Raw genomic sequence first — 8,175 nt, forward strand, 5'->3', positions numbered from 1 at the left:
GACGGCACGGGTGACGGCGATCCAGGTGGGCGCCGTGTCGGTGTCGGCGACCGGGGCGCCGTTCGCCGCCGCGCCGTGCTCGTACGGCAGCCATCCCACCCAGCCGCCGAGGAAGGGGATGCCGGATGCCGCCGCCGGGCCGCTCAGGTCGACTCGGCGCACCGCGTCGAGGTCCTGCTCGACGTCGCCGATGCCGATGAGACTCCACCCGGCGCGCGGGTCGGTCCCGGCATCCAGCCAGAACGCCTGGCCGGCGTCTGCGAACAGGCGCGCGAAGAGCGCGTCCACCTCAGGACGGTGCGCGCCGGCCGGTCGCGCGACGGCGCAGGCGGTGAGCGGAGGGGGTGCGGGCACCTTCACAGCGTATGGCTCCGCCACAGGCTTTACGCTCATGGGGTGAACGACATCGTGCTCTGGGTCATCGAGGCCGTTCAGGCCGTCGATCCCGTGCTGCGAACCGTGTTGGCGGGTGTGGCGATCCTGCTCGAGACGAGCATCCTGATCGGCCTGGTCGTACCGGGCGACACGGTCGTGCTCGTCGCGGCGATCGGCGTGGAGGGGTGGGTCGAAGGCCTCGCCCTCGGGGTGACGGTGGTGATCGGCGCACTGATCGGGGAGTCGATCGGGTTCTGGCTCGGCACCTGGGCCGGTCCGTACATTCGCGCGTCGTGGCTCGGCCGCCGGATCGGCGAGGAGCAGTGGCGGCGCTCGGAGCGGTACCTGCATCGACGCGGCGGCCTGGCGATCTTCCTCTCCCGCTTCCTGCCCGTGCTGCACTCCCTCGTCCCGCTGACGGTCGGCATGAGCGGGTACGCGTATCGCCGGTTCATCGCCTGGACGCTGCCCGCCTGTGCTCTGTGGGCCGCCCTGTACGTGGGCGTCGCGGCGACGGCGGCCGGCAGCTACCCCGAGCTGTCCCAGCGGGTGCACTACGCCGGGTACGTGTTCGTGGGCGTCATCGTCGCGCTGCTCGTGGTGCTGCTCGGCGGGAAGAAGCTGCTCGCCCGACGCGAGGAGCGGCACATGCGTCGCGTCGGCGAGGCCGACGGCGATGAGCGGCACACCGAACCGTGACCGCGGCAGCCCAGGCGTGAAAGACTGGAGCCGATGTCTGCTGCTTCACCGGCGAAGATCCACTGGTTCGCCCGCCTCGAACACCGCGTCCACGTCTGGCGCGAGCGCCGCGCCCGCCGACGGGGACGTTCGGCGACCATCGTTCCGTTTCCCGGTTACGGCAGCACCGCCGGCTGGGTGCGGGTGGTCGGCCGGGCGCTGATCGTCCCGGCGCCGCTGAAGAAGACCCGCGGAGAGGCCAGTGTGCGCGGCTGGCGCTCGTTCGTCAGCATCCCGGTCAGCTTCGCCTCTGTCGTCGTCGAGATCGGCGGGCGCACGCACACCGTCGTCGCCGATCGCGGTGGGGTGATCGACTCGGTCATCGAGGCGGAGCTGCCGCCGGGTTGGCAGACCTTCTCGATGTCCGTCGAGGGGCAGAAGCCGGTCGAGGCCACCGCGTTCGTCGTCGATGACAGCGTCGAGTTCGGCGTGGTCTCCGACGTCGACGACACCGTCATGGTCACCGCACTGCCTCGGCCGTTCATCGCCGCCTGGAACTCGTTCGTGGTCGACGAGCACGCCCGCACTCCGGTGCCGGGCATGGCCGTGCTGCTCGAGCAGCTGCGCCGCGACCACCCCGGCTCGCCGATGATCTACCTCTCCACGGGCGCGTGGAACGTCGCTCCCACGCTGACACGCTTCCTCAGCCGCCACCTCTTCCCCGCGGGTTCGATGCTTCTCACTGACTGGGGACCGACACACGACCGCTGGTTCCGCAGCGGTCAGGCGCACAAGACCGGCAACCTGCGCCGGCTCGCCGAGGAGTTCCCGAACGTGCGCTGGCTGCTGATCGGCGACGACGGACAGCACGACGAGGCGATCTACTCGCAGTTCCTGGAAGAGCATCCGTCCTCTGTCGCGGCCGTCGCTATCCGTCGCCTGCTGCCGGCCGAGGCGGTGCTCGCCGGTGGTCGCGCGTCGGGCGAGCACGCCGAAGGCAGTGTGCCGTGGGTGAGCGCCGAGGACGGCGCCGGGCTGCGCGAACGGCTCACCGAGGTCGGCATCCTCGCCGATCGCTCATGACCACGCTGACGCGCGCATCGCTGACGCGCGCCGAGTGGACATCCCGCGCGCAGGCGCACGCCGAGCGCGCCGACACGCTGACGGCTGCGCATCGCGGCCGGCAGCAGCGCGGCGAGAAGCATCCGGTCGAGGACTTCCTGTTCACGTACTACTCGTATAAGCCCGCGCAGCTGAGGCGGTGGCATCCGGGTGCCGGTGTGACGCTGCAGGATGCCGAGGAGCGCGCCGGATGGCGCTGGTACTCCCCCGGCGTCGCGCCGGGTGGATACGCGCCCGATGCGTCGGCGTTCGGTGAGGAGAAGCCTGAGCTGGCATCCCTCGTGGACCGGATGCTGCGCCTCACCGCCGCGCGACCGGGCCAGTTCGGATGCTTCGGGCTGCACGAGTGGGCGATGGTCTACCGCGCCGACGAGCACCGGCATGACGTGCCGCTGCGACTCGGCGGTGCCGGGACGGATGCCGTCGTCGAGGCCGCGGAGCTGCGCTGCACGCACTTCGACGCGTTCCGCTTCTTCACCGACGACGCCGTGCCGCGCAACCGCCTGCCGCTGAGCCGCGAGAGTCAGCCCGAGCTCGAGCAGCCCGGCTGTCTGCACGCGGGGATGGACGTGTACAAGTGGGCCGTCAAGCTCGGCCCGCTCGTTCCGGGCGAGCTGCTGCTGGATGCCTTCGAGCTCGCGTCCGACATCCGCCGCCTCGACATGGAGGCAGCGCCGTACGATCTGTCGGCGTGGGGCGTGCGGCCGGTGCGGATCGAGACGGTCGACGGCAAAGCGGAGTATGTGCGCCGGCAGCGGGCGTTCGCCGAACGCGGCAACGCGCTGCGGGAGGCGCTGCTGACGGCGTGGCTCGGTCGCGACTAGCGTCCGTCCGCGAGCTGCATCCGCAGTCGCATGACGTGCTCGGCGGCGTCCCGCAGGCGTTCTGCGCTGAGTCGCCCGTCGGCGACGGCGCTGACGATCCCGGCCACCATCTGCGGCGCAGTCTCGGCGGTGGCCCCGGCGACCATGAGCACCATGTCATTGCCCGCCTGCAGCGCGGTCACCGCGTTCGACACGGGATCTCGGTACTCGGCGACGCCGGATGCCGAGAGCATGCCCAGGTCATCGGTGATCATCACGCCGTCGAAGCCGAGTTCGTCTCTCGCGATCTCGTGCCAGCGCGCCGACAGCGACGCGGGGGCGGGGTCGACGGCCGTGTACGCCAGGTGCCCGAACATGAGCAGTTCGGCGCCGGCGTCGATGCCCGCGATGAACGGTCGCGCGTCTCCCGTCTGCCACTGCGCCAGCGTCATCGTCGTCGAGGGGATGCTGTGATGCGAGTCGCCCGGCGCGGCACCGTGCCCCGGGAAGTGCTTCAGCGTCGAGAGCACGATGCCCTCCTCGCCGTCGACCGCGGCCGTCACGCGCGGCGACGCGGAATCGGCGTCGGCACCGAGCGCGCGTGAGGCGATGAAGGATGAGGCGTCAGCCGGCACGTCGGCGATGATTCCGAAGTTGACGTTCGCGCCCGTCTCGGCGACGAGAGCGGCGCGCTGCGCGAACACGTCCTCGGTCTGCGTCAGGTCGAGGGCCTGCAGACCCCGCCCGCCTGGCAGGGTGTCCCACGGCAGACGGCGGACGACGCCGCCCTCCTCGTCGACCGCGATGAGCGGCGGCAGCGCAGGGTCGAGGGTGAGCGCGTCGCTGACCGCGCTGACCTGGGCCGCATCGGCGCCGATGTTGCCGCCCATCAGGATGAACCCGCCCAGGGGTGCGCCCTGCGGCGCCGACTGCATGTACGCGCGTAGCGCGGCGGGATCGGTGCCGCTGATGTGCCCCATCACGACGCTCGCGGCCTGCTCCGTCACGCTCATCGCCGCCACGGCCTCGGCCGCGGGGTCGCGCGGCGGGCCGGGTTGGGGCGACGGCGTGTCCGACGAGGTGTGCCGGGTTCCGGACGGCGCGGCGGACGGTGTGGTGGGTGCGCAGGCGGCGAGCAGGCACACAGCCACGGCAGCAGCCGCGGCGGCACGGATCCCTCGAGCACGCATGGTGTCGACGCTACTCCGCGACTCCGATCTTCTGCTGTGCGAGCGCTCGGTGCTGCTTTGCTAGCCTGGTGCTGACGCGACCGGCGGGACGACCCGGCGGCGACATCACAGGTGGGGACGACCCCGCAGATTCGGCTCGCACCGTGACCCGCTCCGCCCTCCTGCGCTCGGTTCTGACGCGCACCGCCGTGCTTCGCCTCGTGCTCGGCTGGGGATCTTTCGGCGCGCTCCTCGCGCTCGCTCCCCTCCTCGGGAGTCACCTGCCGACACCCGTGCTGTGGGTGACCCTGGCCGCGATCGTCACGGTGATCATCGTGTGCGCGTTCGGCGTCGTCACCGAAGCCGAACATCTCGCGCACCGGCTCGGCGACCCATACGGAACGCTCGTGCTCACCCTCTCGATCGCCGCGATCGAGGTGATCCTCATCTCGGCCGTCATGCTCGGCCCGGGCGAGCATCAGACCATCGCCCGCGACTCCGTGATGGCCGTGTCGATGATCATCATGAATCTCGTCGTCGGCGTCGCGCTGGTGGTCGGCGGAAGGCGGCATCCGGATCGGCACGCGAACCGCGCCGGCGTCGTCACCTATCTCGGCGTGCTGGTCGTGCTGCTCGCCGTCGCGTTCGCGCTCCCGGTGCTCCTGGGAGATGCGGGCGCCTTCCCACCGCGCGCCGCGATCACGGTGATCGTGCTCGTCGTGCTGCTGTACGCGTCCTTCCTGCTGCGGCAGCTGGGCGCGCGCAGGGCGGACTTCCAGGAGGTGGGAATGCGGGCGGATGCCGGCGCCGCGCCGCCCCGTTCGTCGGTCGCCCTCGTGTTGGCCGAGCACCGGCCGGAGATCGTCGCGCGCACGCTTCTGCTGGTCGCACTCGCGCTGCCGATCGTGCTGCTCTCGCACGACATGGCCGAGCTGCTCGATGACGGCCTCGGCCGCCTCGGCGCGCCGGTGACACTGTCGGGCATCCTCATCGCGATGATCGTGTTCCTGCCCGAGACGATCACCACGGTGCGGGCGGCCCTCGCCGGCGAGATGCAGCGGGTGAGCAATCTGTGCCATGGCGCGCTCGTCTCGACGGCCGGACTCACGATCCCCGCCGTGCTGACCATCGGGCTGATCACCGGGCAGACCGTCGTGCTCGCCGAGAGCCCGCTGAATCTGCTGCTGCTGGGTCTGACGCTGCTGCTGACGCTGGTGACGTTCCGCGCACGGCGGGCGCGCCCGGCGCAGGGCGCTGCGCACCTGCTGCTGTTCGTGGTCTACGCCCTGACGACACTGCTCTGAGCAGGGGGTTCGGCCCCGATGACGCCGGCCAGCCCGGGTAGTACCGTGCCTGACACGGCGTCGAAGACGATGCCCGGACCACAGTGGGGATGGTCCTCTTGGCGCGGTCGCCCGCGACCGCAGGAACGGAGAGGTTCGGACATGAGATCTGGATGGCGCTCACTCGGAGCAGTTCTTGTCGCCAGCGCCCTGCTGTGGGGTGCTGCCCCGGCGACGGCCGCGACGGCGGCGACGGGAGACTACACCTGCACGGAGGGAACGGTGCCGTCCGGCACCTACTCCACACTCACGATCGCCGGCATGTGCGGCGTGGATGCGGGCGCGGAGATCCACGTCACGCGGTCGCTCATGGTGCTCGAAGGGGCGATCTTCGACGCTCAGAGCGCCCCCGCTGTCATCACGGTCGACAGGAATGTCATCAGCGCGACCGGATCGATGATCGGGCTCGGCTGCCAGCCGGGCTTCCCCGGCAACTCCGGCCACCCCTGCGCGACCGATCCTGAGGGCAGCTCCGACATCTCGGTGGCGGGCAACATCACGGTGAACGGCGCCATCGGTGTCTTCCTCAACGGAGTCGCCGTGGGTGGCAACGTCACTGTCACCGGCGGCGGCTCGGACATCCCGTGGTCGATCAAGAACAACACGATCGATCGCAACCTGACCGTGAACGGGATCGTCGAGGAGTGGATCGGCGTGATGTGGAACCGCATCGGCGGCAACGTGACGCTGTCCGACATCCGGATGACGGGACTCGATGACGCAGCCGGAACAGGGCTCAACGACGTGTTCGTGGTGCGGAACGAGATCGGACGCAACCTCACCTGCTCCGGGCTCGTTCCCGGAGTGTTCGGGTACGGCAACATGATCGCCAGGAACGCCACAGGCGACTGCGCGGCGCTCGCCGGCTGAGCCCACGAAACGAAGAAGTCCCGCGAGCTGCTCGCGGGACTTCTTCTCTTGTGGACCTGAGGGGACTCGAACCCCTGACCCCCTGCATGCCATGCAGGTGCGCTACCAGCTGCGCCACAGGCCCATCTTCGCTGCCGAACTCGGCAACCTGATCAGCATACTATGCACCGGCGGGCGAGCACCAAATCGCGACGCCGGGTCGGGAGTGTCGGCTCGGCTAGCCGCTGCGAGGTTCACCGTCAAGCCGATCTACCGCCGAATCAGACCGCGCTAGATTCGCCGCACACGACGCGCAGAGCGTCATCACGAACAGGAGCGATCATGTCGAATCCCACCCCGAACATGCTTCCCGAAGACCCCGATCTTGAAGAGAACGCGGGCGTTCCGACCCGAGAGGTCGACGGCGACGTCGAACTGGATCCCGACGCCGACCCGGACCGGATCGACAGCATCGACGCCGACCGGATGGCATCCGGGGCGGACGACGAAGACGACGCCTGGGCAGGCGACGAACGTCTCGACTGACGATCAGGCGATGCGCTCACCGACCGCGCGGGATCACTCCCCCGCGGCGTGCGTCGGAAGGTCGATCGGAACGACCGGGCAGTCCTTCCAGAGCCGCTCGAGCCCGTAGTAGACGCGCTCTTCGGCGTGGAACACGTGCACGACGAGGTCTCCGAAGTCGAGCAGCACCCAGCGCGACTCGGCACGGCCCTCACGACGCACGCGACGGTGACCCGCCTCGAGAAGCTGATCCTCGATTTCGTCGGCGATGGCGGCGACGTTGCGCTCGCTGTTCCCGGTCACCAGCAGGAAGATGTCGACGAGCGGCAACGGCTCGGAGACGTTCAGTGCGACGAGATCCTCGCCGCCCTTCGCATCTGCTGCACGAGCGGCGATCTGCAGCATCTCTGCGGCGGTTTCAGGGGATTGCATCAAGCGAGGACTCCTGTGGTGAAGGCGATGATCAGCGCTGCGGCCAGCGCGAGCGCGAGACCCCCGGCGACGATCGCGAGGGTGAGAGTGAGTTTGTTGCCCTTGTCGGGCACAGGCGGGCGGATGACCTCGCCGGCGGGCTTCGACGTGCTGATCGCCGAGCTGGCGGCGATGGGCGTCGGCGACGACGCGGGCGCGAGCTCGCCGTCGATGAGCACAGCATCGATGTCCTTGCCGTCGGTGGTGCCGAGCGCGTGGCCCTGCGAGCCCATGCCGTCCGGCAGCGCGTAGGTGCCGGTGATCAGCAGCTCACCGGTCGACGCGACGGGCCCGGAGAGCGAACCGGCGCCGGGCGACGGCGTGAAGATCAGGGTGCTCGAGGTTCGATGCGAACCGGCAGAACCGGTCTCGAGCAGGTCGTCGAATGCCGTGGGGATGCCCGGTCCCGACGGCGACCTCTTGACGCCGATGCCGAAGGCGGCTCCGACCATCGGGCGCTCGGGCTCGGCCTCGGTGTTCGCGACGTCTTCTGCTGGCGAGGAGGGCGTGACGTCGGGACCGGATGGCGCCGGCTGACGGTCCTGCGACGGGGCAGCGGGGGTGTCGGCGACCGGCACGTCGACGATCAGCTCTTCGACGACCGGCTCTTCGACGACCGGCTCTTCGACGACGTCCGGTTCCACGACGGGCTCTTCGACGACCGGCTGGGAGACGACCGGCTGGGCCTCGACCGGCTCTTCGGCAGCACTCGACTGCTCGGCGGGGGCGACGGAATCGGCGCGGCCGCGCTCCTGCGCACGCGCGGCGCGTCGGGTCAGCGGAGCAGCTGAAGCGGGGGAAGGCGTCGCACTCGACGCGGCCGGCTCGACGGCGCTCGGC

Annotated in this window: 9 protein-coding genes, 1 tRNA gene and 1 pseudogene; 6 read left to right on the forward strand and 5 right to left on the reverse strand. The window is 70.3% G+C overall.

Annotated elements, in window-relative coordinates:
• Nucleotides 1–354, reverse strand: a pseudogene (locus RT309_RS11960) (hypothetical protein); the annotation flags it as partial.
• A gap of 42 nt (nucleotides 355–396) precedes the next feature.
• Here RT309_RS11960 and RT309_RS11965 point away from each other — a divergent pair.
• The 3 genes from RT309_RS11965 to RT309_RS11975 are packed head-to-tail and all read left to right on the forward strand — an operon-like array spanning nucleotide 397 to nucleotide 2,999.
• On the forward strand, nucleotides 397–1,074 hold the full coding sequence (locus RT309_RS11965; RefSeq protein ID WP_313357334.1) for a DedA family protein: 678 nt from the start codon (nucleotides 397–399) through the stop codon (nucleotides 1,072–1,074).
• A gap of 33 nt (nucleotides 1,075–1,107) precedes the next feature.
• Nucleotides 1,108–2,136 (forward strand): phosphatase domain-containing protein, encoded by a 1,029-nt coding sequence (locus RT309_RS11970; protein ID WP_313357335.1) that lies wholly within the window; start codon nucleotides 1,108–1,110, stop codon nucleotides 2,134–2,136.
• A complete protein-coding gene (locus tag RT309_RS11975; protein WP_313357337.1) occupies nucleotides 2,133–2,999 on the forward strand; it encodes a 3-methyladenine DNA glycosylase in 867 nt (288 codons plus the stop codon). Before RT309_RS11970 ends, RT309_RS11975 begins: the two co-directional genes overlap by 4 nt.
• On the opposite strand, the gene RT309_RS11980 is transcribed toward RT309_RS11975, so the two are convergent.
• Nucleotides 2,996–4,168, reverse strand: coding sequence for a glycoside hydrolase family 3 N-terminal domain-containing protein (locus RT309_RS11980; protein ID WP_313357339.1), 1,173 nt, complete (start codon nucleotides 4,166–4,168; stop codon nucleotides 2,996–2,998). The genes RT309_RS11975 and RT309_RS11980 overlap by 4 nt on opposite strands.
• Before the next feature lie 143 nt (nucleotides 4,169–4,311).
• Between RT309_RS11980 and RT309_RS11985 the strand changes: the two genes are divergently transcribed.
• Nucleotides 4,312–5,451: a calcium:proton antiporter gene (locus RT309_RS11985; RefSeq protein WP_313357341.1), complete on the forward strand. Its 1,140-nt coding sequence runs from the start codon at nucleotides 4,312–4,314 to the stop codon at nucleotides 5,449–5,451.
• 141 nt (nucleotides 5,452–5,592) lie between these two features.
• Nucleotides 5,593–6,360: a hypothetical protein gene (locus RT309_RS11990; RefSeq protein ID WP_313357343.1), complete on the forward strand. Its 768-nt coding sequence runs from the start codon at nucleotides 5,593–5,595 to the stop codon at nucleotides 6,358–6,360.
• Between the two features lie 51 nt (nucleotides 6,361–6,411).
• Here the strand turns inward: RT309_RS11990 and RT309_RS11995 are convergent.
• Nucleotides 6,412–6,484 (reverse strand) — tRNA-Ala (locus RT309_RS11995).
• 197 nt (nucleotides 6,485–6,681) lie between these two features.
• Between RT309_RS11995 and RT309_RS12000 the strand changes: the two genes are divergently transcribed.
• Nucleotides 6,682–6,885, forward strand: coding sequence for a hypothetical protein (locus RT309_RS12000; protein WP_313357345.1), 204 nt, complete (start codon nucleotides 6,682–6,684; stop codon nucleotides 6,883–6,885).
• A 33-nt stretch (nucleotides 6,886–6,918) separates the two neighbouring features.
• Here RT309_RS12000 and rsfS read toward each other — a convergent pair whose 3' ends face one another.
• Nucleotides 6,919–7,296 carry a ribosome silencing factor gene (gene rsfS, locus RT309_RS12005; protein WP_313357346.1) on the reverse strand — a complete coding sequence of 126 codons (378 nt, stop codon included), beginning with the start codon at nucleotides 7,294–7,296 and terminating at the stop codon, nucleotides 6,919–6,921.
• The coding region (locus tag RT309_RS12010; protein ID WP_313357348.1) for a hypothetical protein at nucleotides 7,296–8,175 on the reverse strand (880 nt) is incomplete at its 5' end. The genes RT309_RS12010 and rsfS, both read right to left, overlap by 1 nt.

Source organism: Microbacterium sp. (assembly GCF_032084865.1).
Lineage (GTDB): Bacteria > Actinomycetota > Actinomycetes > Actinomycetales > Microbacteriaceae > Microbacterium.